This is a genomic window from Kitasatospora sp. SolWspMP-SS2h, assembly GCF_003259315.1.
Taxonomy (GTDB): domain Bacteria; phylum Actinomycetota; class Actinomycetes; order Streptomycetales; family Streptomycetaceae; genus Kitasatospora; species Kitasatospora fiedleri.
Genome location: NZ_QLLT01000040.1, coordinates 1 through 26401, shown reverse-complemented (window position 1 = coordinate 26401; position 26401 = coordinate 1). Strand labels below are relative to the sequence as shown.

Sequence of the window (26401 nt, the reverse complement as noted above, 5' to 3'; positions counted from 1 at the left end):
CCCCGCGCCACCGGCCCGCCCGCTCCCCCGGTCACCCGGCTCCCCGTATCTGCCAGCCCAGCTGGAAGAGGGTCTCCGCGCCGTGGAGTTCGCGCAGCCGGGAGATGTGCGCGGCGACGGTCCGCTCGGACAGGCCCAGCCGGGAGGCGACGGCCTTCTGGGTCAGGCCCCTGGCGAGCAGCCGGCCCACCTGCTCGTGGACCGGCACCGCGCTCTCGTCCGCGCCCCCGGGCTCGGCGGAGCGCCACTGGACCCGCTCGGCCCGCTCCCAGTCCCGCTCGAAGGCGGCGACCAGGAACGCGACCACCGCCGGGTCCTCGACGAAGGCGGCACCGGAGCCGTCGGCCGACGCCGGGACGACGGCGATCCGGCGGTCGAAGACCAGCAGCCTGCTGAACGGTTCGCTCAAGGTGCGGAACCGGCCGCCCCAGCCGGTCACCCGCTCCGCCCAGCGCACCGTCGGCCCGTCCAGCAGCGCGGCCGGCTCGTGGACGGTGCGGACGGCCGCCCCGCGCTCCAGGAAGCGGCGGGTGCGCTCCGGCGACCGGTCCAGCAGGGGGGCCGACCCGGCCCCGCCGGGGTGCAGGGACAGCTCCTCCTCGCGCGCCCCGTCCGCCAGCCGCCGGACGCGCCGCCGGATCTGCTCGGTCCGCTCGACGTGCTGCACCACGCTGGAGCGGTCGGCCCGGCGCGGGGTCGCGTCGTAGGCGTGGGTGAGGTCCTCCAGCAGCGCGGGCAGCTCCTCCGCGCGCAGCAGCAACCGGGTGCCCTCGGCGCGCAGCCGGGCGCTGATCCGGTCGCCGACCGCCCGCGGGTCGGCCGCCGTCAGCACCCGCGCGGCGGCGTCGTGCACCAGCAGCCCGAGCTCCAGCAGCCGCAGCACCCCGGCCGGGTCCTGCTCGACCGCCTCGCGGAACGCCACCCGCCCGCCCTGGTCCAGGACCTGCTGGTAGAGCCGCCGCTCCGCCTCGCTCGGCAGGGCGACCGGGTTCGCCTCGCTCACGGGTCCCGCTCCTCCTCAGCCGTCCGCGCGGGGCGCTGCCCCGGCGGCGCGGCGGGTCGTCCGGACGCCCCGCGCAGCTGCCAGCCCAGCTGGAACAGGGTCTCCGCATCGTAGAACTCCCGCAGCCGGGCGATGTGCCCGGCCACCGTCCGCTCCGAGAGCCCCAGCCGGGAGGCGATCGCCCGCTGGGTCAGGCCCGCGGCCAGCAGGTCGGTGAGTTCGGGCGGCACGCCCGTCCCGCGCGGGCGGCCGGCGGCGGCGTGCCAGTCGACGGTCGCGGCGCGGGCCCAGTCGCGCTCGAAGCGCTCGACCAGCAGGGCGACCAGGGCCGGGTCCTCGACGAAGGCGGCGCTGGAGTGGTCGGCGGCGGCCGGGATGACGGCCACCTTGCGGTCGAAGACCAGCAGCCGGGTGAACGGCTCGTCCAGGACCCGGATGCGTTCGCCGAGGTCGGTGACGTCGGCCGCGTAGGAGGCGGTGGGCGGGTCGGCGAGCGCGCCGGGCGCGTAGAGGGTGCGCAGGGCGATGCCGGCGTCCAGGTGGGTCCGGGTGAGTTCGAGGGACTGCTCCAGGAACTGCCGCGGCCGGGCGCCGCCGGGCTGGGCGGCCAGGATCTCCTCGCGCGTCTCGGACTCGACCTGGAGGATGCCGTGCCGGATCTGCTCCACGTCCCGGACGTGGTGCACCACGCTGGAGCGGTCGTCCCGGCCGAGCGCCGACTCGTAGGCCAGGCCGAGCGGTTCGAGCAGCGCGGGCGTCTCCTCGGCCCGCAGCAGCAGCCCGGCCCCCTCGGCCCGCATCCGGGCGCCGAGCCGGCCGACGGCGGTGCGCGGGCTGACGGCGGTCAGCGACTCGTCGACGGCGTGGTGCACCAGCAGTCCGAACTCGACCAGGCGGTGCACGGCGTCCGCGTCCAGCCGCGCCGCCTCGCGGAACATCATCCGGCCGCCCCGGGCGAGGACTTCGCGGTACAGGGCGCGTTCGGCGTCGCTCAGCAGGGGGTTCACCTCGTTCCCTCCCGCACCGGCCGGCCGGTGGCGGCGCGCGGGTCGACGGCGGTGGGCCGCTCGCCTCCATCGTGCTGGACCGGCGGCCCGGGGGCGAGCAGCCGCGCGGAGGCGGCGGCGTCCGGCTCGGGGGCGTCCGGATCGGGCTCGGGGGCGGGTCCGGGCCGGGGCGGCGGGGTGTCAGGCACCCGGCTTCTCCCGCCGCATCAGCCAGCCGAGTTGGAAGAGCGTCTCGGCGCCGTGCAGGTCGCGCAGGCGGGAGATGTGCCCGGCGACGGTGCGTTCGGACAGGCCCAGGCGGGAGGCGATCGCCTTCTGGGTCAGCCCGGCGGCCAGCAGGCGGCCGACCTGCGCGGAGGCGGTCCGGGTGGGGTCGCTGTCCAGGAGGCTGTGCCAGGGGACGCGTTCGGCGCGGGCCCAGTCGCGTTCGAAGTTGGCGACGATCATGCCCACGGTCGCGGGGTCGGAGAGCACCGCGGCCCGGGAGAAGTCCTCGGCGGCGGGCACCACGGCGGTGGCCCGGTCGAAGACCAGGGTGCGCTGGAAGGGCTCGTCGAGCAGCCGGACCTCACCGCCGGCCCTGGTGACGGTGGCGGCGTAGCGGATCACGGCGGGCTCGGTGAGCACGGCCGGCTGGTAGAGGGTGAGGATGCGGCAGCCGCGGCGCAGGACCGGCAGTTCCTGGCGCAGGGACAGTTCCAGGGCGGCGGGCAGCGGCTTCCCGGGCTGCGAGGTCAGGGCCTCCTCCCGGCAGGCGGAGCCGAGTTGGGCGATCCGCTGGCGGATGTGCTCGCGTCCGGTGATCTGGAGGTCGGCGGGGACGGGCCCGGCCGGGCGGGGCACGCTGTCGTAGGCGGCGATCAGCGGTTCGAGGTCGGCGGCCAGGCGTTCGGCCCGGTTGAGCAGGCGGGTGGCCTCGGCGTTCATCTCGGTGCCGAGGGTGTCGGCCACGAAGCGGGGGTTGACGGCCAGGTAGGAGTCGTCGTGGCCGTCCAGCATCAGCAGGCCGGTGCGCAGCAGTCCGGCGAGGGCGGGCCGCTGCGGGGCGGGGAGGGCGTCGGCGGCGACCCGGCCGCCGGCTTCCAGGACGTCCAGGTAGAGGCGCCACGCCTGCGCGTCGATCGGACCACAGGCCGAGGGGGCGGGGGCGGGGGCGGGGGCCGGGACGGCGCCTGCGGGGGCGGGGGCGGGGGTCGGGTCAGCCACGTCCGCCGCCGCCTCTCATCAGCCAGCCGAGCTGGAACAGGGTGCCGGCCCCGTACAGGTCGCGCAGGCGGGAGATGTGCCCGGCGACGGTGCGCTCGGACAGGCCCAGGCGGGTGGCGACGGCGCGCTGGGTGAGGCCCTGGGCGAGCAGGCGGCCGACCCGTTCGGTGATGGCGCGGGTCAGGGTGCGGCTGTCGAGGCCGTGCCAGTGGACCTGCTCGGCGCGGGCCCAGTCGCGTTCGAAGCCGGCCACCAGGTAGGCGATCGCGGCGGGGTCCTCGACGAACGCGGCGCGGCTGTGGTCCTCGGCGGCGGGGATCACGGCGATCCGCCGGTCGATGACGATCAGCCGGAGGAACGGCTCGTCCAGGACGCGCAGTTGGGCGCCGTGCTCGGTCATCGCGGTGGCGTGCCGGACGGCGCTGTCCTCGGTGAGCGCGACGGGCTGGTAGAGGGCGCGCAGGGTGGCGCCCCGGCTGAGCATCCGCCGGTCCTGGGTGTGGGCGAGTTCGAGGACGGCGGGCGGGCGGAGCCCGGGCTGGGCGCTGAGCAGTTCGAGGCGGCAGTCCGAGACCAGTTGGGCGATCCGCAGCCGGATGCCCTCCTGGCCGTCGATGTAGACGGCCTGCCTGGTCCGGTCGGCGGGCCGGGGGACGGCGTCGTAGGCGCGGGCGAGCGGGTCGAGCGCGGCGGGCAGCCGGCCGGCGTCGAGCAGCAGGCGGGTGGCGCGGGAGCGCAGGTCGGCGCCGAGGCGTTCGGCGACGGCCCGCGGGCTGACCGCGACGTAGCAGCCGTCGATCCGGTTGGGCAGCATCAGGCCGATCGCCACCAGCTGCTCCAGCAGGGCCTGTTGGCGCTCGGGGGTGAGGTCGGTGCCGAGCGGGGGCGGCGCGTCCAGCGGGACGCGGCCGCCGGCGGCGAGGACGGCCAGGTAGAGCCGGGTGGCGTCCTCCTCGGGCAGTCCGGCGTCCGGGTCGAACGGGGGGCCGAAGGACAGGCCGCCGAGGGAGTGGCCGTCGGGCGGCGGGCCGTCGAGGGAGGTGTCGCCGAGGGACGGGCCGTCGGGCGTGCCGGGGATGCCGGGGGTCACGGGTGGGGCCGATGTCACGGGTGCGCCGGGCCGGTCGGTGTCCGGATCGGACTTCGGGTGGTCCGCTGCCACGTCGAGCACTCCCTGCCGTGTTCCTCCGTTTGCGGATGATGATCCCAGAGGGCCGTCGGGCTCGACGGCGGGAGTCACCCCCGCGGGCCGGGCGTGCCCCCCGGGCCGGGTGCCGTCGGCACCCGGACCCCGGAGGACCCGCTCGTGTCACGCCAGCGTCATGGCGCTTCGGCGAGGCGGAGCAGCAACGCCTCGCCGAGCCGGTCGGGCAGCCACCACCACACGTGGCGTCCCGGCCGGTGCTCTTCCCCCCGTTGCGCAGATGCGAACGCACCTGTCGCCCCCACGCGAAGAGCAAGTCGCCGACTCGGGCTGCGGCTGCCCCGGACGACTTGGCGTGTCTACACCCTCACAGCGGGGCGCGCTCCGAACAAGTGCTCTCCGGCTGCAGGTTCCCGCAAGTGCAGGAACATGCAGCAAACGTCCCGGCCCGGTGCCCGGAATGACGCTTTCCGCGCATTGCCCCCCTCCCCCGAACAGGCATTCGAAAAAAGGGGAGAGGGGCCCTGACCGGGGGCGTCGCGGCCGGGCGGAATGTCACTGCCCGGAACGGGAATTCGGCAATCCTCCGCCGAACCCGCCGATCCGGAATCCACTGCGCCGAATATCGGCCGGACCCGAACGTCCCGCCCGAACGCCGCTCCGGCCGCCCGCGGTGACCGCCCGCGGCGGTCCCGGCGGCCCCGGCGGGCCTCAGAGCAGGCGGCCCGCCCGCAGGCCGGCCGCGGTCCGCGCCAGCGCCACCGCCCAGGCGGCGAGCAGCAGCAGGTAGAGCCCGGCGGCGAGGGCGGTGAATCCGCCGAACCTGGTGTGCCGGGCCAGCGCGGTGGTGCCGGTGACCAGGGTGCCGACCGGGAAGGTGAAGGCCCACCAGGTCATCGCGAACGGCATCCCGGCCCGCAGGGCCCGCAGGTTCGCGGCCAGCGCAACCGCCAGCCAGAGCAGCGCGAACCCCGTCACCGCGACGCCGTACACCTCGGCCAGCGCGCGGGCCGCCGCCCCGGCGCCGGGGCCCGCGCCGGGCAGCGCGAGCGGCAGCGCGTCGGCGAACTGGTGGACGGCGGTGGTGGACTGGCCCAGCGGCCCGAGCACCAGGAACAGCGACGGGGTGAGCACCAGGGCGGGCAGCTTGCTGTGCAGCAGCCCGCCGAGGACCACCGGCAGCAGCGCCAGGGTGGCCAGCAGGCCGGCCCCGAACATCGCCACGCACCCGTACAGCAGCGCCTGCCGGGCCGCCCCCGCGGGCAGGTGCGGCACCAGCGCGGGGCCGAGCGCCGCGGACACCATCGGTGCGACCACCGGCAGCAGCCAGGTCGGGTTGGCCTCCAGCGCGGACAGCCGGTGCCGGGTGACCATCAGGTACGGCAGCCCGGCGGCCACCGCCAGCGCGTACGCGGTGCCCGCCGTCCACAGCAGCACGTCCAGCGCGAGCGCGGCCGGCTCGCCGAGCACCGGGCCGCCGACGGTGAGCGCGCCGTGGCCGACGGCCAGCAGGGCCATCGGCGGGCAGCCGTAGAAGACGGCGGCGGACGGGTCCGCCAGCAGGGTGTGCCGGGCCTGCTCGCGGTGCCGGGTCAGGTGGACGGCGCGGCCGGCCAGCAGGGCGGCCAGCATCAGCAGCGAGAGCGTCCAGACCGCCTCGGCGAAGGCGGTGCGGCCGGGGACGTCCACCGGCAGCGCGGCGGCGGCGTTGCCGGTGATCGCGGTGCCCATCACGGCGGCGTACCAGTGGGGTCCGAGCCGGGACAGGTCGGGGGTGCGCAGGGTGGTGCGCGGCGCGAGGAGGGTTGCCATGCCTCCACCGTCCCCGCGCGGGCGGGACGGCGGTAGCGAGCCGCCCGCTATGAGGACATAGCCTGGGCCTATGGCTCTCTCCCCGCACGTCCCGGAACTCGGCGCCCTGGAGCTGCTGCTCGCCGTGGCCCGGCTGGGCAGCGTCGGGCGGGCCGCCGCCGAACTGGGCGTCAGCCAGCCCGCCGCCAGCGCCCGGATCAAGGGCATGGAACGGCAGATCGGGGTGCCGCTGCTGGAGCGCTCGCCGCGCGGCTCCCGGCCCACCGAGGCGGGCCGGCTGGTGGTCGAGTGGGCCCGGCAGGTGGTCGAGGCCGCCCAGGCGCTGGACGCCGGGATCGACGCGCTGCGCGGCCGCCGGGACGCCCGGCTGCGGGTGGTGGCCAGCCTGACCGTCGCCGAGTACCTGATGCCGGGCTGGCTGCTGGCCCTGAACGAGGCCATCCCGGGCACCGCCGTCACGCTGCGCACCGCGAACTCGCACGACGTCGCCGCCCAGGTGCTGGCCGGCGAGGCCGACCTGGGCTTCGTCGAGGGCACCTCCACCCCGCCCGGCCTGTCCGGCGCGGTGGTGGCCGCCGACCGGCTGGTGGTGGTGGTCTCCCCCGAGCACCGCTGGGCCCGCCGCCGCACCCCGGTCACCGGCGCCGAGCTGGCGGCCACCCCGCTGGTGCTGCGCGAGGTCGGCTCCGGCACCCGGGAGGTGCTGGAGGAGGCGCTGGCCCCGTACGGCGGCCCGGCCGCGCCCCGGCTGGAGCTGGCCTCCTCGACGGCGCTGAAGGCGGCCGCGATGACCGGCGCGGGCCCGGTCTGCCTGAGCGAGCTGGCGGTGACCGAGGAACTGGCCACCCGCCGGCTGGTCGCCGTGCCGCTGGCCGGGCTGGAGCTGCAGCGCCCGCTGCGCGCGGTCTGGCCGGCCGGCCAGCGCCCGGCCGGGCCGGCCCGCGAGCTGCTGGGGCTGACCCGGGCGCCCGGGCCGGGCCGGGGCGTCCGGAAGGGCTGAACGCGGGGGCAGGAGGGGCCGGGCGGCTCCGTCCGGCCGGGCTGAGCGGAGCGGCCGGACCGCCCGTCCGGCCGTACTGAGCGGAAACCCTTCGTAAAACCTGAGCGGAATACACTCAACTTAGTGCATGCTGTACTCATCAGACTCGTACCAGTCCCGAGACGAGAGGGGTACGCCCGCAGTGGACGCCAGTAAGTTCACCAGCAAGACGCAGGAGGCCCTGTCCTCCGCCATCCGGCAGGCCAGCGCCGCGGGGAACCCGGACGTCAAGCCGGTGCACGTCCTGCTGGCCCTGCTCGACCAGCCGGAGGGCCTGGCCCGTCCGCTGCTGGAGGCCGTCGGGGCGGACGCGGGGCGGGTCGCCGCCGCCGCCCGCCAGCAGGCCGCCGCGCTCCCGGCCGCCCAGGGCTCCACGGTCGCCGCGCCGAACCTCGCGCGCGACACCCTGGCCGTGCTGGAGGAGGCCGGCCGGCGCGCCGCCGACCTGGACGACCAGTACGTCTCCACCGAGCACCTGCTGGTCGGCCTGGCCGCCGAGGGCGGGCAGGCCGCCGAGCCGCTCCGGCAGCAGGGCGCGACGGCGCAGGCGCTGCTGGCCGCGTTCAAGGAGGTCCGGGGCAGTGCCCGGGTCACCTCGCCGGACCCGGAGGGCACCTACAAGGCCCTGGAGAAGTACGGCTCCGACCTGACGCAGGCCGCGCGGGACGGCAAGCTCGACCCGGTGATCGGCCGCGACCAGGAGATCCGCCGGGTGGTGCAGGTGCTCTCCCGGCGGACCAAGAACAACCCGGTGCTGATCGGCGAGCCCGGCGTCGGCAAGACCGCGGTGGTCGAGGGCCTGGCCCAGCGGATCGTCGCGGGCGACGTGCCGGAGTCGCTGCGCGGCAAGCGCCTGGTCGCGCTCGACCTGGCGGCGATGGTCGCGGGCGCGAAGTTCCGCGGCGAGTTCGAGGAGCGGCTGAAGGCCGTCCTGAACGACATCAAGGCCTCCGACGGCCAGGTGGTCACCTTCATCGACGAGCTGCACACCATGGTCGGCGCGGGCGCCGGCGGCGACTCCTCGATGGACGCGGGCAACATGCTCAAGCCGATGCTGGCCCGCGGCGAGCTGCGCATGGTCGGCGCCACCACGCTGGACGAGTACCGCGAGCGGATCGAGAAGGACCCGGCCCTGGAGCGCCGCTTCCAGCAGGTGATGGTCGGCGAGCCCAGCGTCGAGGACACCATCGCGATCCTGCGCGGCCTCAAGGGCCGCTACGAGGCGCACCACAAGGTGGAGATCACCGACGCCGCGCTGGTCGCCGCGGCGACGCTCTCCAACCGGTACATCACCGCCCGCTTCCTGCCCGACAAGGCGATCGACCTGGTGGACGAGGCCGCCTCCCGGCTGCGGATGGAGATCGACTCCTCCCCGGTGGAGATCGACGAGCTGCAGCGCGCGGTCGACCGGCTGCGGATGGAGGAGCTGGCGCTGGAGAAGGAGTCCGACCCGGCCTCGGTCGAGCGGCTCGGCCGGCTCCGGCGCGACCTCGCGGACAAGCAGGAGCAGCTGAGCACCCTCAACGCCCGCTGGGAACAGGAGAAGAAGTCGCTCAACCGGGTCGGCGAGCTCAAGGAGCGCCTGGACGACCTGCGCGGCAGCCTGGACCGCGCCCAGCGCGACGGCGACTTCGAGCGCGCCTCCAAGCTGATGTACGCCGAGATCCCGGCCGCCGAGCGGGAGTTGACCGAGGCGCAGGACCGCGCGGCGGACGAGCCGAACACCAGCATGGTCAAGGAGCAGGTCGGCCCGGACGACGTGGCGGACGTGGTCGCGTCCTGGACGGGCATCCCGGCCGGCCGGCTGCTGGAGGGCGAGAGCGCCAAGCTGCTGCGGATGGAGGAGGAGCTGGGCCGCCGCCTGATCGGCCAGCACGAGGCCGTCCGCGCCGTCTCCGACGCGGTGCGCCGCACCCGCTCCGGCATCGCCGACCCGGACCGCCCGACCGGCTCGTTCCTCTTCCTCGGCCCGACCGGCGTCGGCAAGACCGAGCTGGCCAAGGCCCTGGCGGACTTCCTCTTCGACGACGAGCGCGCCATGGTCCGGATCGACATGAGCGAGTACGGCGAGAAGCACTCGGTCTCCCGCCTGGTCGGCGCCCCGCCCGGGTACGTCGGCTACGAGGAGGGCGGCCAGCTCACCGAGGCGGTCCGCCGCCGCCCGTACAGCGTGGTCCTGCTGGACGAGGTGGAGAAGGCCCACCCCGAGGTGTTCGACGTGCTGCTCCAGGTGCTGGACGACGGCCGCCTCACCGACGGCCAGGGCCGCACGGTGGACTTCCGCAACGCCATCCTGATCCTCACCTCCAACCTGGGCTCCCAGTACCTGGTCAACCCGGCCACGCCCGAGGAGCGCAAGAAGGAGCTGGTGCTGGAGACGGTGCGGCAGTCCTTCAAGCCGGAGTTCCTGAACCGGCTGGACGACATCGTGGTGTTCGACCCGCTGGGCACCGAGGAGCTCAGCCGGATCGTCGACCTCCAGGTCGCCGCGCTGGCCCGCCGGCTGCACGAGCGCCGGCTCACCCTGGACGTCACCCCGGCCGCCCGGGACTGGCTCTCGCTCACCGGCTACGACCCGGCGTACGGCGCCCGGCCGCTGCGCCGGCTGGTGCAGTCCGCGATCGGCGACCAGCTGGCCAAGGAGATCCTCTCCGGCCGGGTGCACGACGGCGAGACGGTGGTGGTCGACCACGACGGTTCCTCCGACCGGCTCAGCGTCGGTCCGCGCGCCTCGCTGGAGAAGTGACGCCCCGTCGGTGGGCGGGGTCCCGCCCGGGCCCCGCCCACCGGCCCGCGCCGGCCGCGCCGCGGTCGGCGGGGACATGATCACGCGGCGGAGTGCACCCTGTGCCGCTGGCCCCGAATGAGGCAGGATGGAGACCAGGAGAGGCGGCCCCCCATCGGCAGCCGACCGTGCACCGTGAAAGGGACATCCCCGTGAGCATCGACCCGTCGTCCATCCCGTCCTTCGGCCTGCCGCAGCCGCCGCAGGGCGGCGGCCAGCCCGGTGGCGCTCCGGCCGGGCCGCCGCCGGTGATCGTCCCGAACCAGGACCTGGTCGCCCAGCTGCTCGACCAGATGCAGCTCAAGCACGTGGTGGACGAGGAGGGCGACCTCACCGCCCCCTGGGAGAACTTCCGCGTCTACTACATGTTCCGCGGCGACCACAAGGAGCTGTTCGCGGTCCGCGCGTTCTACGACCGCCCGTTCCCGCTGGAGCAGAAGCCCGAGATCCTCGCCCTGATCGACGAGTGGAACCGCGAGACCCTGTGGCCCAAGGTCTACACCCACACCCACGACGACGGCGTGGTCCGGCTGATCGGTGAGTCCCAGATGATCGTCGGCAACGGCGTCAACCTGGAGTACTTCGTCGGCACCACCGCCAACTGGACCCAGGCCGCGGTCGGCTTCGAGCAGTGGATGGTCGAGCAGCTCGGCGAGCAGGCCAAGGACGCCGACGGCGACGCCGCCCCCGAGGACGGCCCGGCCGACGAGGCCTGAGCCCCTCCCCGCAGCGCCCCGGACGGGCCCGCCACCCCCACCCGGGCGGCGGGCCCGTCCGCACGACCGCCCACCCCGCCGGGGGCCGCCCCCGCGCACACCCCCGGGCGCTCCCGGGCTGAGGGCCCTTGGCGTCCACCGCGGGTGCCTGGATGATGAGGCCCGACCACCGTCTGTGAGGAGCCACCGATGAGCACCAGGCCGCTGCTGAACCGCCGGCTGGCGGGCATGGGGACGACGATCTTCGCCGAGATGTCCGCGCTGGCCACCGCCACCGGCTCGATCAACCTCGGGCAGGGCTTCCCGGACACCGACGGGCCCGAGGAGGTCCGGGAGGCCGCCATCCGGGCGCTGCGGGAGGGCCACGGCAACCAGTACCCGCCGGGGCCGGGCGTGCCCGAGCTGCGACGGGCGGTCGCGGAGCACCAGGAGCGGTTCTACGGGCTGGCGTACGACCCGGACACCGAGGTGCTGGTGACCGCCGGGGCCACCGAGGCGATCGCCGCCGCCATGCTCGCGCTGCTGGAGCCGGGCGACGAGGTGATCGCCTTCGAACCGTTCTACGACTCCTACGCCGCCTGCATCGCGATGGCGGGCGCCGTCCGCGTCCCGCTCACCCTGCGCGCCCCGGCCTTCCGGCCCGACCTGGACGAGCTGCGGGCGCTGATCACCCCGCGCACCCGGCTGCTGCTCGTCAACACCCCGCACAACCCTACCGGCACCGTGCTCACCCCCGAGGAACTGGCCGGGATCGCCGAACTCGCCCTCGAACACGACCTGTTGGTGGTCACCGACGAGGTCTACGAACACCTGGTCTTCACCGGTGCCCACCACCCGCTGGCCGCCCTGCCCGGCATGCGCGAGCGCACCGTGGCGATCTCCTCCGCCGGCAAGACCTTCTCCTTCACCGGCTGGAAGGTCGGCTGGGTGACCGGCGCGCCCGCCCTGGTCTCCGCCGTCCGCACCGCCAAGCAGTACCTCACCTACGTCTCGGCGGGCCCGTTCCAGTACGCCGTCGCCGAGGCCCTGCGACTGCCCGACGGCTACTACGCGGACTTCCGGGCCGACCTGCACCGCAAGCGCGACCTGCTCGCCCGGGGGCTCGCCGCGGCCGGGTTCCGGGTCTTCGAGCCGCAGGGCACGTACTTCGTCACCACCGACATCACTCCGCTGGGCGAGAAGGACGGCATCGAGTTCTGCCGGGCCCTGCCCGAGCGCTGCGGGGTGGTCGCCATCCCGAACGCCGTCTTCTACGACGACGCCGAGGCCGGGCGCAGCCAGGTCCGGTTCGCCTTCTGCAAGCGGGTGGAGGTGCTGGAGGAGGCGGTCTCCCGGCTGCGCGGCCTGCGCGACGGGTAGCGGAGCGCGTCCGGCCCCGGTGGCGGCGGTGCCGCGCCACCGGGGCCTTCGCGTGCCCGGGGCCGGTGCGGTCGGGGTGCGGCGGGGCGGGTGGGCCGCGGTGGGAGCGGGCGCGGGCGGAGCGCGCCACCGGCGTGCACGGCGCGTGGTCCCCGCGCGGGGGAGTGCGGTGGGCAGAGTACAACCCGGGACCGATCACACCCAGTCGGGCACGGGCCCCAGAACGGTGAATGCGTGCCAAACATGGGTAAATCCCTGACGGACCCGGAGAATTCGTGCTTCTCTGCTGCTGAATCTCCAGCCGGAATCCTTCCTTCCACGGTCGGCAGCGCCCCGGATCGGACAGTCTGGAAACCTCAAGGACGAGGGCGGACTCCGGTCGCAGGGGGCGCGCACGGAGCTGAAACGCGGAGCCGAGCATGCTCACCACCCTGCAGACCTCCTACACGGACACCCGCGCCGGCGACCTGGCCTGGCAGCTGGGCGGCGAACCGCTGCCCGCGCTGGCCGTCCGCGACCTCAGACTCGACGGCGCCTGCGGTGCCCCGGACGGCCTTCGGGGCACCCTCCAGCTGCGGCTGCTGGGCGCCTCGCACCAGGTGGTGCTGGCGGCCGGCCCGGGCGACTGCCTGGAGACGGTGGCCTGCCTGCCGGGCCGCCGCACCCCGCTGCCGGCCCGGGTCGCGGAACAGGTGGCCGGCTGGGAGTACGAGTTCGCCGCCCGGATCGAGGAGCTGCCGCCGTACGTGTTCGAGGCCCGCGCCCAGGAGCTGCTGGCCCTGGTCGAGGGGCACCCGCGGGCACTGGCGGGCGTCTTCCCCGGCGATCCGAGCGCGTTCACCGCCCTCGTCGCGCACTGCGAGGACCGCCGGGTGCACTGGCGGACGTGGCACGCCTACCCGCAGGAGGGCCGGCTGGTGTGCACCCGCTCCTCGCTCTCGCTGCCCGGCGACGGCCTGCTCGCGGCGGTGGGTGCGGCAGGAGCGGCGATGGGAACGGCGGGAACGGCGGCAGGGGCGGTGGGTGCGGCGGCGGGTGGACCGGTGGGAGCGGCGCAGGTCGGCTGGTGACCGGACGTCAATCCGGCACCCCGCCCTGTCCCCCGGATGGGCGCAGCCATTCACCCGGGCTCTCGCCTAGCGTTCATTCATGATCAACCACCCGGTCGGACGACCCGCGCAGCCGGGTCCGGACGCCACCTCGCCGCCGACCCCGTCCCCGCCCGCGGCCGACTCCCGGCCCGCCGCCCCCCGCGCCACGGGCCCCGGGGGCGCGGTCCGGGCCGGCGGCGCCATACGGCCGGCGCTGGCCCCCGGCCCGGCCCGGGTCCTGGTGTTGCTGGCCGCCTTCGTCTGCGCGGCCTGCGGCCTGGTGTACGAACTCGAACTGGTCGCCCTCGGCGGCTACCTGCTGGGCGACTCGGTCACCCAGACCTCCGTGGTGCTGTCGGTGATGGTGTTCGCGATGGGCGTCGGCTCGCTGCTCGCCAAGGGCCTCACCCGCCGCCCGGCCACCTCCTTCGCCCTGGTCGAGTACGCGCTCTCCCTGGTCGGCGGCCTGTCCGCGCTCGCCCTGTACTGCGGCTGGGCCTGGCTGCACCAGCCGCGCGCCACCCTGGTGGCGCTGATCGCCACCACCGTGCTGATCGGCCTGCTGATCGGCGCGGAGATCCCGCTGCTGATGACGCTGATCCAGCGGATCCGGCAGGAGCACGCCGGCCGCGCCGTCGCCGATCTGTTCGCCGCCGACTACGTGGGCGCGCTGATCGGCGGCCTGGCCTTCCCGTTCGTCCTGCTGCCCGCGCTCGGCCAGGTCGCCGGGGCGCTGCTGACCGGCGCGGTGAACGCGGTGGCGGGCGCCGCCGTGGTGCTCTGGCTGTTCCGCGCCGAGCCCGCCCCGCGCACCCGGCTGCTGCTGTGGACCGGCTGCGGCCTGGTGCTCGCCCTGCTCGCGCTGGCCGCCGCCTGCACCGGGGCGATCGAGCGCGCCGCCCGGCACGCGCTGTACGGCGGCCCGATCCGGTTCGCCGCCCAGAGCCGCTACCAGGAGATCGTGCTGACCGGCGGCGCGGACGCCGCGCCCCGGGTGCCCGCGCAGCGCGCCGCGCCGCCGCTGGAGCTGTTCCTGGACGGCCGGCTGGCGGTCTGCGGCCCCGACGAGTACCGCGACCACGAGGCGTTGGTGCGCCCCGCGCTGGCGGCCGGGCCGAGCGGCCGGGTGCTGGTGCTGGGCGGCGACGGCCTGGCGCTGCGCGAGGTGCTGCGGCACCCGGCGGTGCGCAGCGTGCTGGTGGTGGAGCGGGACGCTCAGCTGCCCGCGCTGGCCCGCCGGGACGCCGCGTTCGCCGCGCTCACCGAGCACTCCTTCGACGACCCGCGGGTGCGGCTGGTGCAGGCCGAGCCGATGGGCTGGCTGCGCGGGTCCGCCGAGCGGTTCGACGTGATCGTCTCGGACCTGGACGGCGGGGCCGTGGGCGGCAAGTACCGCTCCCTGGAGTTCTTCGGCCTGGCCGCCGGGCGGCTGGCCCCCGGGGGCCGGCTGGCGGTCCGCGGCGGGGCGCCGGACGCCCCGGCCGGCGGGCTGTGGGCGACCGAGTCCGGGCTGGCCGCGGCGGGCCTGTCGGCCGTCGCCTACCAGGCCGGCGCGCCGGCCGCCGAGGACTGCGGGGGGTCCGGCCCGGCGGCGGCCTTCCTGCTGGCCGCCCGGACCGCCCCCGCGCTGGGCCTGGCCCCGGACGCCCCGGCCCCGCGCTCGCTGACGGTGCCCGCGCTGCGGGCCGCCGAGGCTCGGCTGGCGGCCGGCCGCCCGTCCCCGCTGCCGCCGCCGCACACCCTGCTGGGGCCCTGAACCCGCCCGACCGGCCGGGGAGTTCGCCGCGCCCGCCGGGCGGCGGGGGCGGCCGGGGCCGGGGCGCGGTGCGTCCATTGGCGGGTTGGTCGGCCCGGCTTCGCGTGGAGGGCTCGGCACGGCGGCGGGCGGTCGGTAGGCTCGCCGGTATGGAGCATGAGGTTGTCGTCCCGCTGCCCGCCGAGGTGGTCCGGGAGGCGCTGCTGGACCGCGAGCTGGTGGCCCGCTGCGTGCCGGGGCTGAGCGCGGTCGCGTCGGCGTCCGCGCCCGCGGGGGCCGACAGCCGGCTCAGGATCAGGGTCGCCGGGTCCACCATCACCTTCGCCGGCCGGCTGGCCGTGGACGGCTGGCGGGACGGTGCGCTCGCCCTGCGGCTGAGCGGCGAGGAGATCCGCGGCGCGGCCCCGGCGGCCGCCGGGCTGCGGATCACCCTGGCCGAGCGCCCCGGCGAGACCGCGATCCGCTTCGCCGCCGAGCTGACCGCCTCCGGGCGGCTGGCCGGTTTCGAGGCCGAGGCGCTGGAGTCGACCGGCCGCCGGCTGATCGACCGGGCGGTGGCGGCGCTGGTCGCCGAGCTGTCCGAACCCGCCGGGCCGGACGGCGACGAGGCGGACGACGACCCGTCCGACGGCGCGACGGTGGTCTTCCTGGACGACCGCGAGCGCGGCCAGGACCTCGACGACGACCTCTCCGACCTGATCTCCTTCGACGACGCGGACGACCTGCCCGCCCCGGTGCCGGCCGCCTCCCGCCCCGAGCCCGGGTACGACCAGGAGGGCGCCCCGGTGCGGCGCAGCATTGTCGGCCGCTCCGCCGAGGAGGTCGACCACGCCCCGCCGCACGGCCGGTACGCGCCCGCCCCGCCGTCCCACAGCGCCCGGGCCCGGGCGGCCTCCCGCTGGGGCGGCGCCGAGCCGACGCTGCTGCCCGGCGCGGTCGGCGAGCGCAACGCGCTGCCGTGGATGATCGGCGGTGGGGTCGCGCTGATCGGCGGCGCGGTGGTGCTGGTCCGGGCCCTGCGGCGGCGCTGAGCGCCCCGGTGGGCACCCACTAAGCTGGCTGTCCATGAGCAACGACCGGGACGCCCTGCTGGCGCAGATCAAGGACAAGGCCGTCGTGCACGGCAAGGTCACCCTCTCCTCCGGCCGGGAGGCCGACTACTACGTCGACCTGCGCCGGATCACGCTGGACGCGGAGGCTGCGCCGCTGGTCGGCACGGTGATGCTGGACGCGGCGGCGGACCTGGAGTTCGACGCGGTGGGCGGCCTGACCCTGGGCGCCGACCCGGTGGCCGCGGCGATGCTGCACGCGGCGGCGGCCCGCGGCCGCAAGCTGGACGCGTTCGTGGTCCGCAAGGCGGGCAAGGCGCACGGCCTGCAGCGCCGGATCGAGGGCCCGGACGTGAAGGGCCGCCGGGTGCTGGCGGTGGAGGACACCTCGACCACCGGCGGCTCGGTGCTGACCGCCGTGGAGGCGCTGCGCGAGGCGGGCGCCGAGGTGGTCGGCGTCGCGGTGATCGTGGAGCGCGGCGCGGCCCCGGCGATCGCCGAGGCGGGCCTGCCGTACGTCACCGCGTACACCCTGGACGACCTGGGGCTGTGAGCCCCGTTCCGCGTTCCACGTGGAACAACGGCGAGGGCCCCGACCACCGGACGGTGGTCGGGGCCCTCGCCGTTCGCCGGGGTCCTCGCGGTTTCCCGTGCCGATCGGGCCGGTCGCCGGGCTCAGTGCTTGCGGTGGCGGCCGGTGGGCACCGGCTCGTGCTCCGGCGCGACGGCGCCCGCGGCCGCCGCGGCCTTCTTCTTCTTCCGCTCGCGGATCACCTCGACGAAGATCGGCGAGACCGAGATCAGGATGATCAGCGCCATCGCCGGCAGCAGGTACTTGTCGATCACCGGGGCGAGCTGGTCGCCGGTGAAGTAGCCGATCAGGAGCATGGTCTCGGTCCACAGCACCGCGCCCACGACGTTCCAGACGAAGAAGGTCTTGGCGGGCATCTGCAGGGTGCCGGCGACCGGGTTGAGGAAGGTCCGCACGATCGGGATGAAGCGGGCCATCACCACGGCCTTGGCCGGGCCGAACTTCTCGAAGTACTCCTCCGCCTTCTCCACGTACTCGGGGCGCAGGATCTTCGAGTTCGGCTTGTCGAACATCCGCGGGCCGACCTTCCGGCCCAGCAGGTGCCCGAGCTGGGCGCCGACGACGGCGCAGATCGGCGCACCGACCAGCAGCAGGGCGATGTTCATCTGGGCGCCTTCGCCGAGCACCTTGTCGGCGGCGCTGGAGGCGGCGACACCGGCCAGGATGAGCAGCGAGTCACCGGGGAAGAAGAACCCGACCAGCAGGCCGGTCTCGGCGAAGATGATCGCCAGGATCCCGATGGCGCCGACGGAGGCGACGAGCGATTTGGCGTCAAGGACGTTGACGGCGAGCTGGATGTGTTCCACGCGCGCAGGATAGCCCGTACCGCTTTGCGAAGCCTTAACCGGCGGCCTCCGGAGCGGGGCGCGGGGGCGTCCGGGGCGGGGCGCGGGGGCGTCCGCCCGGTCGGCCGTCCCAAGTGGCGGGCCGCTGGGTGTGTCCCCGGGGGGAGTCTGGGAAGATGGCCGAGGTGTCCGGCCCGCGGTCGAGCTGCCACCCTCATCGCTCGTACCGCATCGATGTCGTGAACCACAGGCGTATCGAGCCTTCGGACAGCGTCGTCCGATCGCCCCACACCGACAGGAGCGGATTCGCATGCCCATCGCAACTCCCGAGGCCTACAACGAGATGCTCGACCGGGCCAAGGCGGGCAAGTTCGCCTACCCGGCCATCAACGTCACCTCGACGCAGACCCTGCACGCCGCCCTGCGCGGCTTCGCCGAGGCCGAGAGCGACGGCATCATCCAGATCTCCACGGGTGGTGCGGAGTTCCTGGGTGGCCAGTACAACAAGGACATGGTGACCGGCGCGGTCGCGCTGGCCGAGTTCGCGCACATCGTCGCGGCCAAGTACGACATCACCGTGGCGCTGCACACCGACCACTGCCCGAAGGACAAGCTGGACGGCTACGTCCGCCCGCTGATCGCGATCTCCGCCGAGCGGGTGGCCCGCGGCGACAACCCGCTATTCCAGTCGCACATGTGGGACGGCTCGGCCGAGACCCTGGCCGACAACCTGGCCATCGGCCAGGAGCTGCTGGCCCAGGCCGCCGCCGCCAGGATCATCCTGGAGGTCGAGATCACCCCGACCGGCGGCGAGGAGGACGGCGTCTCGCACGAGATCAACGACGAGCTGTACACCACCGTCTCCGACGCGGTGCGCACCGCCGAGGCGCTCGGCCTGGGCGAGAAGGGCCGCTACCTGCTGGCCGCCTCGTTCGGCAACGTGCACGGCGTCTACAAGCCGGGCAACGTGGTGCTGCGCCCGGAGCTGCTCGCCGACCTGCAGGCCGAGATCGGCAAGAAGTACGGCAAGCAGGACCCGTTCGACTTCGTCTTCCACGGCGGCTCCGGCTCCACCGAGCAGGAGATCCTGACCGCGCTGGAGAACGGCGTCGTCAAGATGAACCTCGACACCGACACCCAGTACGCCTTCACCCGCCCGGTCGTGGACCACGTGTTCCGCAACTACGACGGCGTGCTGAAGGTCGACGGCGAGGTCGGCAAGAAGAACACCTACGACCCGCGCACCTGGGGCAAGCTGGCCGAGGCCGGCATGGCCCACCGCGTCACCGAGGCCGCGCAGCAGCTGCGCTCGGCCGGCAAGCGCATGAAGTGAACGCGTGAAGTGAACGCGTGAAGCGAGGCGCCCGCGCGTCCGGGCGCCCGCCGTCGGAGCCCCCGCCCCGTCCCCGTCCGCGGGGAGGAGCGGGGGCTCCGCCGTTCCGGTCCGGTCCGCCCCGGTCACCCGGCCGGGCCCGGATGGCAGACTGGCACACCATGGAGATGCACAAGAACCTGCTCGACGGCCCCGAGCCGACCCTCCTGCCCGAGGAGGAGCAGCCCTACCGGATGCTCGCCGAGGAGTCGGCCTCGCCGACCCAGGTCGCCGCCGAGTACCCGGCGTTCTGCCTGGCCTGGGCGATGCTCGCGGACGACGCCTTCGCAGCCGGCCGGACGGTGGAGTCCTACGCCTACGCCCGCACCGGCTACCACCGCGGCCTCGACGCCCTGCGCCGCAACGGCTGGCACGGCCACGGCCCCGTCCCGTGGGAGCACCGCGGCAACCGCGGCTTCCTGCGCTGCCTGGCGGCGCTCGCCCGGGCGGCCGGGGCGATCAAGGAGACCGAGGAGGAGGCCCGCTGCTGGCAGTTCCTGAAGGACAGCAGCGCCGAGGCGTACACCGTGCTCAAGCAGGAGCACTGAACGTCCACCCGCCGTCCGGACGGGCCGCCCCCACCGCGGGGGCGGCCCGTTGCCGTCCTCCGGGGACCCCGCCTGCCGGTACGCGCCGGGGAGGGGGCGGGAGCGACGTGCGGCGCCGTGGCCGGTAGCGGCCGATCGGGGCGGGGCGGGAACCAAGCGGCGCCATACCGCGTATGTAGACGGTACGGCACGGGTGTGCGAACGCACCGTCCGCGCCGCCCCGTCGTCGCCCCGAGGAAGCCGCCAGATGCGCGCAGCCCACCGAACGCCACGCCGCCGCGCCCGCCGCCGGCCGGCCCTCGCCCTGGGCTGCGCCACGGCCCTGGCCGTCCTGGGCACGGCCGGGTACGCCGCCCTGCGGCTGGACTTCCGGCAGCACCCCGCCGGCACCGCGACCGCCCAGGCCCGGGCCGCCCCGCCACCGGCCTCGTCCCCCGGCTCCCCCGCGCCGTCGACTCCCCCACCCGCCGCCGACCCGCCTCCGGCCGACCCGCCCCCGACCGGCGCGCCGCCGTCCAGCGGGCCGCCGTCCAGCACGCCCCCGGAGATCGTCGTCCACGGCGGCGGCGTCTTCACCACGGCCACCGCCACCGGCGGCCGGGCCGGCACCGGGGCGACCCTGCGCCGCTACCGGGTGGAGGTCGAGGACGGCATCGGCATCGACCCGAACGCCGCCGCGGCCACCGTCCAGGCCATCCTGTCCGACCCGCGCGGCTGGACCGCCGACCGGCGCGACAGCTTCCAGCTGGTCTCCTCCGACAGCTACGACTTCACCGTGAAGATCGCCTCCCCCGACACCGCGGACGCGGTCTGCGCGACCGGCGGCCTCGACACCCGGGGCGAGGTGAACTGCGACGTCGGCAAGCAGGTGGTGGTCAACTCCAAGCGCTGGCTGACCGGTTCGCCGCAGTTCGACGGCGCCCTGGACGACTACCGGGCGCTGATCGTCAACCACGAGGTCGGCCACCGGATCGGCCACGGCCACCAGGCCTGCCCCGGCCCGGGCAGGCCCGCCCCCGCGATGATGCAGCAGATCTACGGCCTCAAGGGCTGCGTCGCCAACGCCTGGCCGTACGACGCGCGGGGCACCTACCTCGACGGGCCGCCCGCCCCCTGAACCCCGGCACCCCGCAGTGCCCCGCGGGTGGCTCACTAAGCTGGCGGCAGGAGGCCCGCCGGACCCGGTCGGCCTCCCGCGACCCGATCGACCGGAGCACCATGACCACCGACCTCGCCCAGCGCCTGCTCGACCGCTTCGGATCGGACGGCCTGCACCGCCCCGACCCCGCCGCGCTCGCCGCCACCGCCGTCCCCGCCGGGGCGGCGGCGCTGCTCTCCGGCGCCGGCCTGCCGCTGCGGGTCGGGCCGTACTTCACCGCCGACCCCGGCCGTCCGCTCCGGCTCGCCGACTGGGCCCGCACGGCCGGGCTGTCCACGGACGGACGGCCCGAGGCGGACTGGGCGCGGCTGGGCAGCGACCGCGGCGCCGAGCTGTGCGTGGACGGCGAAGGCCGGGTCCGGGCGGTGTACCTGGCCTTCCGGGGGCCGTCCGTCCCGGTCGACGCCACCCTCGGCGCGTTCCTCGACAACCTGGGCACGCTGGAGGAGAACCTGCGGGCGCTGGCCGGGGCCGAGCGGCCGGACGAGGTGTTCCGGCTGTTCTCGGCGGCGGAGGGCCGGATGCGCGGCACCGACCTGCGCGCCTTCGAGAGCGACGAGCAGTGGTGGCCCCGGGTGCTGGAGGACGTCCGGCACACCCGGGGCGTGCCCGGCTCCGCGGCGTTCACGCTGCGCGGGCCGGACGGCGAGCCGCGGGTCGTCACCGCCCACGGCTCGCTCGCCCGGCACGCCGAGGAGGCGCTGTGGGAGCGGCTGGCCGCGTCCGGGGTCGACCCGCGGGACGTGGTCGAGGTCTACACCGAGCTGCAGTCCTGCGTGCTGCCCGGCCACTACTGCGCGCTGTGGATGGCCCGGACGTTCCCGAACGCCGAGTTCACCCACAGCCACGACTACGGCGACACGGCCGCCGAACGCGAGGCGGGCGTGCGGGAGTTGGCCGCCGCGCTGGCCGGGGGCCCGGGCCCTCAGCCCAGCACCGGCAGGTAGCCGCTGAGGTCGCTGCGCTCGCCGCTGGCGGTGAGCGCGGTGTCGACGGCGTCGGCCCAGGCGGTCCGGCCGGTGGCGAGCCGGATCCAGGTCAGCGGGTCGGTCTCCACCACGTTCGGCGGGGTGCCCCGGGTGTGCCGGGGACCCTCGACGGCCTGCACCACCGCGTACGGCGGGACGCGCAGCTCGACGGCTCCGCCCGGCACCTGGACGGCGAAGGCGTCGGCGAGCAGCCGGGCCGCGGAGGCCAGCGCGAAGCGGTCGTGCGGGAAGGGGTCGAGGCCGAGGGCGGCGGCCAGGTCGTCGCCGTGCACCACGGTCTCGACCAGCCGGGTGACCAGGAAGTCGGCCAGGGCCATCGGCCCGAACCGCATCGGGATGACCAGGTCGGGCCGCCGGCCGTCCGCGCTGTCCAGGGCCTTCCACAACTCGCCGATCTGCCGGTCGAGTTCGCCGGACACCTGGGCGGCGTCGCCGGAGAACTGCTCGGCCACCAGCTCGACGGCGGTGGCGTTGACGGCGGTGGCCGCGGTCCTGGTCCGGGACGCCCAGTGCAGCGGGGTGATCGGGGCCTGCGGCGGCAGCGGGTCGTGCAGGTGCAGCGGCACCCAGCTGACCACCATGCCGAGGTGGGCGACGAGTTCGCGCACCCGCCACTCCCCCAGCCGGGTGGGCCGGGCGAGCTGCCCGTCGTCCAGGGCGCGGACGGCGGCGGAGATCGCGTCGAGCTGCCCGGTGAGCGCGGCACGCACCTTCACCGGGTCGTAGGTTCGGGTCTTCACGGTGGGCATGCCCCGCAGCGTACAAAACGCCGCGGGGCGGCCGGCCCGGCAGTACCGGACCGGCCGCCCCGCGGGGGTTGACGCGCCGTCAGGCGAGCAGCGCCTCGATGACGCCGGTGTGGGCGTCGCGCAGCTCGGCCAGGGTGACGGTGAACTGGCCCTGGACCTCCAGCGCCTCGCCGTCGACCACGCCGATCCGGGCGGCGGGCAGGCCGCGGGCGCCGCACATGTCGTTGAACCGGAGCTCCTCGCTGCGCGGGACGGCCACCACGGCGCGGCCGGCGGACTCGGAGAACAGGAACACGAACGGGTCGACGCCCTCGGGGACGACGATCCGGGCGCCGTTGCCGCCCTTGAGGCAGCTCTCCACCAGGGCCTGCGCGAGGCCGCCGTCGGAGAGGTCGTGCGCGGCGTCGACCATGCCGTCGCGGGAGGCGGCAATCAGGATCTCGCCGAGCAGCCGCTCGCGCTCCAGGTCGACCTTGGGCGGCAGGCCGCCGAGGTGGCCGTGCACGACCTGCGACCAGGCGGAGCCGCCCAGTTCGTCGGCGGTGTCGCCGAGCAGGTAGAGCAGCTGGCCCTCCTCGGCGAAGCCGACCGGGGTGCGCCGGGTGACGTCGTCGATGACGCCGAGCACCGCGACCACCGGGGTCGGGTGGATGGCGACGTCGCCGGTCTGGTTGTACAGCGAGACGTTGCCGCCGGTGACGGGGGTGCCGAGCACCTGGCAGGCGTCGGCCAGGCCGCGGGTGGCCTCGGCGAACTGCCACATCACGTCCGGGTCCTCGGGGGAGCCGAAGTTGAGGCAGTCGGAGACCGCGAGCGGCTTGGCGCCGCCGGCCGCGACGTTGCGGTACGCCTCGGCGAGGGCCAGCTGGGCGCCGGTGTACGGGTCCAGCTTGGCGTAGCGGCCGTTGCCGTCGGTGGCGACCGAGACGCCGAGGTTGGTCTCCTCGTCGATCCGGATCATGCCGGAGTCCTCGGGGGTGGCGAGCACCGTGTTGCCCAGCACGTAGCGGTCGTACTGGTCGGTGATCCACGCCTTGGACGCCTGGTTGGGCGAGCCGGCGACCTTGAGCAGCGCGTCCTTCAGCCCGGCGCCGTCGGTCGGGCGGGCGAGGCGCTCGGCGGTCGGGGCGTCGGCCTGGAGCGCGTCCTGCCAGGACGGACGGGCGAACGGGCGCTGGTAGGTCGGGCCCTCGTGGGCGACGGTGCGCGGCGGCACGTCGACCACCAGCTCGCCGTGCCAGAAGATCTCCAGCCGCTCGCCGTCGGTCACCTCGCCGATGACGGTGGCGATGACGTCCCACTTCTCGCAGATCTCCAGGAAGCGGTCGACCTTGCCGGGCTCGACGATCGCGCACATGCGCTCCTGCGACTCGCTCATGAGGATCTCCTCCGGCGAGAGCGTGTGGTCGCGCAGCGGCACGGTGTCCAGCTCGATCCGCATGCCGCCGGTGCCGGCCGAGGCCAGCTCCGAGGTGGCGCAGGACAGGCCGGCGCCGCCGAGGTCCTGGATGCCCGCGACCAGGTCCTCCTTGAAGATCTCCAGGGTGCACTCGATGAGCAGCTTCTCCTGGAACGGGTCGCCGACCTGGACGGCGGGGCGCTTGGCCGGGCCGGTCGCGTCGAAGGTCTCCGAGGCGAGCACCGAGACGCCGCCGATGCCGTCGCCGCCGGTGCGGGCGCCGTACAGGATGACCTTGTTGCCGGGGCCGGACGCCTGCGCGAGGTGGATGTCCTCGTGCTTCATGACGCCCACGCAGAGCGCGTTGACCAGCGGGTTGCCCTGGTAGCAGGAGTCGAAGACGACCTCGCCGCCGATGTTCGGCAGGCCCAGGCAGTTGCCGTAGCCGCCGATGCCCGCGACGATCCCGGGCAGCACCCGGCGGGTGTCCGGGTGGTCGGCCGCGCCGAAGCGCAGCGGGTCCATCACGGCGACCGGGCGGGCGCCCATCGCCAGGATGTCGCGCACGATGCCGCCGATGCCGGTGGCCGCGCCCTGGTAGGGCTCGATGTACGACGGGTGGTTGTGCGACTCGACCTTGAAGGTGACCGCGTAGCCCTGGCCGACGTCCACGACGCCGGCGTTCTCGCCGATGCCGACCAGCATGGCGTCGTTCTCGGGGGCCTTCTCGCCGAACTGCTTGAGGTGGACCTTGGAGCTCTTGTACGAGCAGTGCTCCGACCACATCACCGAGTACATGGCGAGTTCGGCGCCGGTCGGGCGGCGGCCCAGGATCTCCCGGATCCGCGCGTACTCGTCCTGCTTGAGGCCGAGTTCGGCCCAGGGCTGGTCCGCGTCCGGGGTCTGTTCGGCGTTCTTTACCGTGTCGAGGCTCATCAGGCGTTCACCAGCTGCTTCAGGACGGAAGTGAAGAAGCCCAGGCCCTCGGTGGTCGGGCCGGTGAGCGGCTCCACGGCGTGCTCCGGGTGCGGCATCAGGCCGACGACATTGCCGGCCGCGTTGGTGATGCCGGCGATGTCGCGGTACGAACCGTTCGGGTTGACGTCCAGGTAACGGGCCACGATCCGGCCCTCCGCCTCCAGTTCGTCGAGGACGTGCCCGTCGGCGACGAACCGGCCCTCGCCGTTCTTCAGCGGAACGACGATTTCCTGGCCGGCCGAGTAATCCCGGGTCCAGGCGGTGTCGGCGTTCTCGATGCGGAGCTTCTGGTCGCGGCAGATGAAGTGCAGCGAGTCGTTCCGGGTGAGCGCGCCGGGCAGCAGGTGCGATTCGCACAGCACCTGGAAGCCGTTGCAGATACCGAGGACCGGCATTCCGAGCTTCGCCTGCTCGATGACGGTGTCCATCACCGGCGAGAAGCGGGAGATGGCACCGCAGCGCAGATAGTCGCCGTAAGAGAATCCGCCGGGCAGGACGACGGCGTCGACCTGGTGGAGATCCTTGTCACGGTGCCAGAGGGCGACCGGCTCGGCGCCGGCCAGCCGGACCGCGCGCTGGGCGTCGCGGTCGTCGAGGGAGCCGGGGAAAGTGACGACGCCGATACGGGTGGTCACTTGGCGTCCCCGTCCTCGATCCGGACGGTGAAGTCCTCGATCACGGTGTTGGCGAGGAAGGTCTCGGCGGCCTCGCGGATGCGGGCGAGCGCGGCGTCGTCGACCGGCCCCTCCAGCTCCAACTCGAAACGCTTGCCCTGGCGGACGTCGGCGATCCCGGCGAACCCGAGACGCGGCAGTGCACGCTGCACCGCCTGGCCCTGGGGGTCGAGGATCTCCGGCTTGAGCATGACGTCGACTACGACGCGTGCCACTGGCACTCCCGGTGGTGATTGCGTGAAGGCGGGGGAACTCCAGACTACCCGGGCTGCGGGGCCCTCTTGCGGGCCACCGGCGGCAACGCGCGTAGACCCACACCCCTTACGCCCCAAGGGCAGTCGGCCCCGGGCGGCTCCGGCGCGCACCCGATTTCGCCGGTTTAATCCCGTCTCCGGCGGGCGGGTATCCGCTCCGGAGGGAAGCACGTGAATATCCAGAAAAAAGGAATCCCCAACTCTACGATTTCACCGGCCTTCGGGTGCAGAATAGGGCGACCGGCAGCCGGACGCGCCGCATCTCGGCGCGGGCTCCCCTGCCCGCCTGCGGATGCCGCGATCCCGGCCCAGCGGACCGGCGGGGCATCCGAGACCCCCGACGGCCGAATTGCCCGAGAGGATTGACACCCATGGCTCAGCGTGTAGTCGTCACGCTCTCCGACGATCTGGACGGCGGCACCGCCGCGGAAACCGTTCACTTCGGCGTGGACGGGAAGTCGTACGAGATCGACCTGTCCGCCGACAACGCGGAAAAGCTCCGGGAGGCCCTCGCCCCGTTCGTCGCCGCCGGTCGCCGGCAGAGCCGGAGCGGAAAGTCCTTCCGCCGCACCGCGCTCACCCCGGACCCGGCCGCCGTGCGCGCCTGGGCCCAGTCGAACGGGCACGAGCTGCCCGCCCGCGGCCGCATCCCGAAGCACGTCTACGAGGCGTTCGCCGAGAGCAACTGATCGTCGCCACGGGCCCGTTCCGGGCCCGCCGGCCTTCCCCGGCCGCACCGCCGGGGAAGGGTGGGGCAAGCAGGCCGATTGATGTTGTAGAGTATTTCTCGTCGCCGCAACCGGGGGAACCCCGAGCGGGGCGGCCGGTGCCCAGGCACCGTGCGGACGTGGCTCAGTTGGTAGAGCATCACCTTGCCAAGGTGAGGGTCGCGAGTTCGAATCTCGTCGTCCGCTCGCAGTCAGCGTGAACAGACT

At 74.8% G+C, this 26401-nt stretch carries 24 protein-coding genes and 1 tRNA gene; 14 read left to right on the top strand and 11 right to left on the bottom strand.

The features are described from left to right. Nucleotides 1-31: 31 nt before the first annotated feature. From K353_RS31465 to K353_RS31440, 6 genes are all read right to left on the bottom strand, one after another. On the bottom strand, nucleotides 32-1003 hold the full coding sequence (locus K353_RS31465; RefSeq protein ID WP_111556901.1) for a LuxR C-terminal-related transcriptional regulator: 972 nt from the start codon (nucleotides 1001-1003) through the stop codon (nucleotides 32-34). Further along, nucleotides 1000-2010: a LuxR family transcriptional regulator gene (locus K353_RS31460; protein WP_111556900.1), complete on the bottom strand. Its 1011-nt coding sequence runs from the start codon at nucleotides 2008-2010 to the stop codon at nucleotides 1000-1002. The genes K353_RS31465 and K353_RS31460 overlap by 4 nt, the downstream gene beginning before the upstream one ends. Beyond that, nucleotides 2007-2198: a hypothetical protein gene (locus tag K353_RS31455; RefSeq protein ID WP_111556899.1), complete on the bottom strand. Its 192-nt coding sequence runs from the start codon at nucleotides 2196-2198 to the stop codon at nucleotides 2007-2009. The genes K353_RS31460 and K353_RS31455 overlap by 4 nt, the downstream gene beginning before the upstream one ends. After that, a complete protein-coding gene (locus K353_RS31450) occupies nucleotides 2191-3216 on the bottom strand; it encodes a LuxR C-terminal-related transcriptional regulator (protein ID WP_111556898.1) in 1026 nt (341 codons plus the stop codon). The genes K353_RS31455 and K353_RS31450 overlap by 8 nt, the downstream gene beginning before the upstream one ends. Next, on the bottom strand, nucleotides 3209-4306 hold the full coding sequence (locus tag K353_RS37025; RefSeq protein WP_146616631.1) for a LuxR family transcriptional regulator: 1098 nt from the start codon (nucleotides 4304-4306) through the stop codon (nucleotides 3209-3211). Before K353_RS37025 ends, K353_RS31450 begins: the two co-directional genes overlap by 8 nt. A gap of 765 nt (nucleotides 4307-5071) precedes the next feature. Continuing rightward, entirely contained in the window at nucleotides 5072-6172 is a 1101-nt protein-coding gene (locus K353_RS31440) for a C4-dicarboxylate ABC transporter (protein ID WP_111556896.1), read from the bottom strand. Nucleotides 6173-6242: 70 nt separating this feature from the next. On the opposite strand from K353_RS31440, the gene K353_RS31435 reads away from it, so the two are divergent. The 8 genes from K353_RS31435 to pyrE all read left to right on the top strand — a co-directional run bounded on the left by K353_RS31435 (nucleotide 6243) and on the right by pyrE (nucleotide 16520). Further along, nucleotides 6243-7172 carry a LysR family transcriptional regulator gene (locus tag K353_RS31435; protein WP_111556895.1) on the top strand — a complete coding sequence of 310 codons (930 nt, stop codon included), beginning with the start codon at nucleotides 6243-6245 and terminating at the stop codon, nucleotides 7170-7172. 181 nt (nucleotides 7173-7353) lie between these two features. Then, nucleotides 7354-9957: an ATP-dependent chaperone ClpB gene (clpB, locus tag K353_RS31430; protein WP_111556894.1), complete on the top strand. Its 2604-nt coding sequence runs from the start codon at nucleotides 7354-7356 to the stop codon at nucleotides 9955-9957. Nucleotides 9958-10148: 191 nt separating this feature from the next. Beyond that, entirely contained in the window at nucleotides 10149-10712 is a 564-nt protein-coding gene (locus K353_RS31425; RefSeq protein ID WP_111556893.1) for a YbjN domain-containing protein, read from the top strand. A gap of 189 nt (nucleotides 10713-10901) precedes the next feature. Next, nucleotides 10902-12071 carry a pyridoxal phosphate-dependent aminotransferase gene (locus K353_RS31420; protein ID WP_111556892.1) on the top strand — a complete coding sequence of 390 codons (1170 nt, stop codon included), beginning with the start codon at nucleotides 10902-10904 and terminating at the stop codon, nucleotides 12069-12071. Nucleotides 12072-12490: 419 nt separating this feature from the next. Then, entirely contained in the window at nucleotides 12491-13141 is a 651-nt protein-coding gene (locus tag K353_RS31415; RefSeq protein WP_233533951.1) for a DUF2617 family protein, read from the top strand. A gap of 79 nt (nucleotides 13142-13220) precedes the next feature. Then, complete coding sequence (locus K353_RS31410; protein ID WP_199528306.1) at nucleotides 13221-14918, top strand: spermidine synthase; 1698 nt, start codon at nucleotides 13221-13223, stop codon at nucleotides 14916-14918. A gap of 149 nt (nucleotides 14919-15067) precedes the next feature. Continuing rightward, nucleotides 15068-15949, top strand: coding sequence for a CoxG family protein (locus K353_RS31405; protein ID WP_111556891.1), 882 nt, complete (start codon nucleotides 15068-15070; stop codon nucleotides 15947-15949). A 34-nt stretch (nucleotides 15950-15983) separates the two neighbouring features. Beyond that, nucleotides 15984-16520: an orotate phosphoribosyltransferase gene (gene pyrE, locus K353_RS31400; RefSeq protein ID WP_014136939.1), complete on the top strand. Its 537-nt coding sequence runs from the start codon at nucleotides 15984-15986 to the stop codon at nucleotides 16518-16520. A 122-nt stretch (nucleotides 16521-16642) separates the two neighbouring features. Here the strand turns inward: pyrE and K353_RS31395 are convergent, their stop codons facing one another. After that, on the bottom strand, nucleotides 16643-17365 hold the full coding sequence (locus tag K353_RS31395) for a DedA family protein (RefSeq protein ID WP_100837280.1): 723 nt from the start codon (nucleotides 17363-17365) through the stop codon (nucleotides 16643-16645). 289 nt (nucleotides 17366-17654) lie between these two features. Between K353_RS31395 and fbaA the strand changes: the two genes are divergently transcribed. The 4 genes from fbaA to K353_RS31370 all read left to right on the top strand — a co-directional run bounded on the left by fbaA (nucleotide 17655) and on the right by K353_RS31370 (nucleotide 21370). Next, nucleotides 17655-18677 (top strand): class II fructose-bisphosphate aldolase, encoded by a 1023-nt coding sequence (gene fbaA, locus K353_RS31390; protein ID WP_111556890.1) that lies wholly within the window; start codon nucleotides 17655-17657, stop codon nucleotides 18675-18677. Between the two features lie 161 nt (nucleotides 18678-18838). Continuing rightward, nucleotides 18839-19264 carry a DUF3151 domain-containing protein gene (locus K353_RS31380; RefSeq protein WP_100837278.1) on the top strand — a complete coding sequence of 142 codons (426 nt, stop codon included), beginning with the start codon at nucleotides 18839-18841 and terminating at the stop codon, nucleotides 19262-19264. Nucleotides 19265-19511: 247 nt separating this feature from the next. Beyond that, nucleotides 19512-20381 (top strand): DUF3152 domain-containing protein, encoded by an 870-nt coding sequence (locus K353_RS31375; RefSeq protein WP_111556888.1) that lies wholly within the window; start codon nucleotides 19512-19514, stop codon nucleotides 20379-20381. Between the two features lie 101 nt (nucleotides 20382-20482). Then, nucleotides 20483-21370 carry a nucleic acid/nucleotide deaminase domain-containing protein gene (locus tag K353_RS31370; protein ID WP_111556887.1) on the top strand — a complete coding sequence of 296 codons (888 nt, stop codon included), beginning with the start codon at nucleotides 20483-20485 and terminating at the stop codon, nucleotides 21368-21370. Here K353_RS31370 and K353_RS31365 read toward each other — a convergent pair. From K353_RS31365 to purS, 4 genes are all read right to left on the bottom strand, one after another. Then, nucleotides 21349-22161 (bottom strand): maleylpyruvate isomerase family mycothiol-dependent enzyme, encoded by an 813-nt coding sequence (locus K353_RS31365; RefSeq protein ID WP_199528305.1) that lies wholly within the window; start codon nucleotides 22159-22161, stop codon nucleotides 21349-21351. The genes K353_RS31370 and K353_RS31365 overlap by 22 nt on opposite strands. Nucleotides 22162-22240: 79 nt before the next feature. Then, nucleotides 22241-24496, bottom strand: coding sequence for a phosphoribosylformylglycinamidine synthase subunit PurL (purL, locus tag K353_RS31360; protein ID WP_111556886.1), 2256 nt, complete (start codon nucleotides 24494-24496; stop codon nucleotides 22241-22243). After that, on the bottom strand, nucleotides 24496-25173 hold the full coding sequence (gene purQ, locus K353_RS31355) for a phosphoribosylformylglycinamidine synthase subunit PurQ (RefSeq protein WP_100837274.1): 678 nt from the start codon (nucleotides 25171-25173) through the stop codon (nucleotides 24496-24498). Before purQ ends, purL begins: the two co-directional genes overlap by 1 nt. Next, nucleotides 25170-25427, bottom strand: coding sequence for a phosphoribosylformylglycinamidine synthase subunit PurS (gene purS / locus K353_RS31350; protein WP_100837273.1), 258 nt, complete (start codon nucleotides 25425-25427; stop codon nucleotides 25170-25172). Before purS ends, purQ begins: the two co-directional genes overlap by 4 nt. A 410-nt stretch (nucleotides 25428-25837) precedes the next feature. Between purS and K353_RS31345 the strand changes: the two genes are divergently transcribed. Together K353_RS31345 and K353_RS31340 are read left to right on the top strand one after the other, a co-directional pair. Further along, nucleotides 25838-26155, top strand: a complete 318-nt coding sequence (locus K353_RS31345) for an Lsr2 family protein (RefSeq protein WP_014136949.1) — start codon at nucleotides 25838-25840, stop codon at nucleotides 26153-26155. Nucleotides 26156-26307: 152 nt separating this feature from the next. After that, nucleotides 26308-26380, top strand: a tRNA-Gly gene (locus tag K353_RS31340). The last annotated feature ends 21 nt before the right edge of the window (nucleotides 26381-26401 follow it).

Coding starts and splice junctions, on each gene's coding strand:
- K353_RS31440 (WP_111556896.1), bottom strand. CDS start 6,172: ATGGCAACCCTCCTCGCGCCGCGCACCACCCTGCGCACCCCCGACCTG.
- K353_RS31435 (WP_111556895.1), top strand. CDS start 6,243: ATGGCTCTCTCCCCGCACGTCCCGGAACTCGGCGCCCTGGAGCTGCTG.
- K353_RS31420 (WP_111556892.1), top strand. CDS start 10,902: ATGAGCACCAGGCCGCTGCTGAACCGCCGGCTGGCGGGCATGGGGACG.
- K353_RS31415 (WP_233533951.1), top strand. CDS start 12,491: ATGCTCACCACCCTGCAGACCTCCTACACGGACACCCGCGCCGGCGAC.
- K353_RS31410 (WP_199528306.1), top strand. CDS start 13,221: ATGATCAACCACCCGGTCGGACGACCCGCGCAGCCGGGTCCGGACGCC.
- K353_RS31405 (WP_111556891.1), top strand. CDS start 15,068: ATGGAGCATGAGGTTGTCGTCCCGCTGCCCGCCGAGGTGGTCCGGGAG.
- pyrE (WP_014136939.1), top strand. CDS start 15,984: ATGAGCAACGACCGGGACGCCCTGCTGGCGCAGATCAAGGACAAGGCC.
- fbaA (WP_111556890.1), top strand. CDS start 17,655: ATGCCCATCGCAACTCCCGAGGCCTACAACGAGATGCTCGACCGGGCC.
- K353_RS31380 (WP_100837278.1), top strand. CDS start 18,839: ATGGAGATGCACAAGAACCTGCTCGACGGCCCCGAGCCGACCCTCCTG.
- K353_RS31375 (WP_111556888.1), top strand. CDS start 19,512: ATGCGCGCAGCCCACCGAACGCCACGCCGCCGCGCCCGCCGCCGGCCG.
- K353_RS31370 (WP_111556887.1), top strand. CDS start 20,483: ATGACCACCGACCTCGCCCAGCGCCTGCTCGACCGCTTCGGATCGGAC.
- K353_RS31365 (WP_199528305.1), bottom strand. CDS start 22,161: ATGCCCACCGTGAAGACCCGAACCTACGACCCGGTGAAGGTGCGTGCC.
- purL (WP_111556886.1), bottom strand. CDS start 24,496: ATGAGCCTCGACACGGTAAAGAACGCCGAACAGACCCCGGACGCGGAC.
- K353_RS31345 (WP_014136949.1), top strand. CDS start 25,838: ATGGCTCAGCGTGTAGTCGTCACGCTCTCCGACGATCTGGACGGCGGC.